The 1,139-nt window shown below is 36.6% G+C and carries 1 protein-coding gene and 1 pseudogene; one reads left to right on the plus strand and one right to left on the minus strand.

The genetic code is table 11. The annotated features are described in order from the left end of the window. The first annotated feature begins 143 nt into the window (after positions 1-143). Positions 144-890, plus strand: coding sequence for an alpha/beta hydrolase (locus ASU03_RS18630; RefSeq protein ID WP_057833256.1), 747 nt, complete (start codon positions 144-146; stop codon positions 888-890). A gap of 29 nt (positions 891-919) precedes the next feature. On the opposite strand, the pseudogene ASU03_RS18635 reads toward ASU03_RS18630, so the two are convergent. Next, positions 920-1,139 (minus strand): annotated as a pseudogene (locus tag ASU03_RS18635) (IS110 family transposase); the annotation flags it as partial.

Genomic DNA, 1,139 nt, shown 5'->3' on the forward strand with positions numbered 1-1,139 from the left:
AATGAAAAGTATGTTATGTTTGTACATGTTAGCCTCCAGTTTATATTGTTTAACACATATATTATGGCTCTGGTTTTACTAACCCACGAATCTGGAGGCTAGCACCTCGTGGGAGTCATTATGTCTAGGCTTTCAGGAGAGTTATGAGTTATCTAAAAGGAATCGTAATCATAATTACGTGTTGGGTGAATAGCGTAAATGCAGAGACCATTTATGATGAAGCCAGAGATAGAACTATCCCAATAGAAATTACTTTCCCTAATAATCTCGAGTCATGCTCGACTAAATCAAAGTGTCCTGTTGTCTTTTTAAGTGCAGGATATGGAGTATCGCATTCAAAATATACTTTCTTATCTAAGCAATTCAACCAACTTGGTTACCTTGTCATTGCAATAGGTCATGAGTTGCCAAACGATCCAGCTTTGTCTGTATCGGGTAATTTATATGAAACAAGAAGTGAAAATTGGAGTCGCGGTGCAAAAACATTAGATTTCTTAAAAAGCTCATTGAGTAAACGCTTTAATGAGTACGATTTTGAGAAACTGATACTCATTGGTCACTCTAATGGTGGTGATATTTCAGCGTGGTTAGGTAATGAAAATAAGAGTTATATTCAAAAAATTATAACACTAGATCATAGACGCGTTCCTTTACCTCGTAATAGTAATCTCCAAATACTATCTATTAGGGCTGGTGACTTCCCTGCAGATAAAGGTGTATTACCAACGGAAATTGAACAAGAAAAGTATGGGAGCTGCATTGTTAATATTCCTATGGCAAAACATAACGATATTTCTGATTTTGGTCCAGTGTGGTTAAAAGGAAAGATTAATTTTTTAATAAATAGTCACTTAAATGGACTGCCTTGTTCGGAGCTAATAAAAGCCTAACAAGTGACTATGGTGTCAATTATTAATTTCTAACTCATTTTAGGATCCCAATAGACACCATCTCTTACCATCGAATTTAAGATCACAATCATCTTTCTTACACAGGCAATTATCGCTACTTGCTTTGGTTTTCCTGCGGCGACTAAACGCTGATAAGTCGCCTTAAATACAGGGTTACATTGTATGGCCGACATCATTGACATGAACATGGCAGTACGTATTTGATGTCGCCCACCACGTATCATTCGC

This window comes from Colwellia sp. TT2012 (assembly GCF_001440345.1).
Classification (GTDB): domain Bacteria; phylum Pseudomonadota; class Gammaproteobacteria; order Enterobacterales; family Alteromonadaceae; genus Colwellia.

What these genes read in the sequence shown, in the direction of transcription:
- ASU03_RS18630 (WP_057833256.1), top strand. Translation starts at nt 144, where the DNA reads ATGAGTTATCTAAAAGGAATCGTAATCATAATTACGTGTTGGGTGAAT.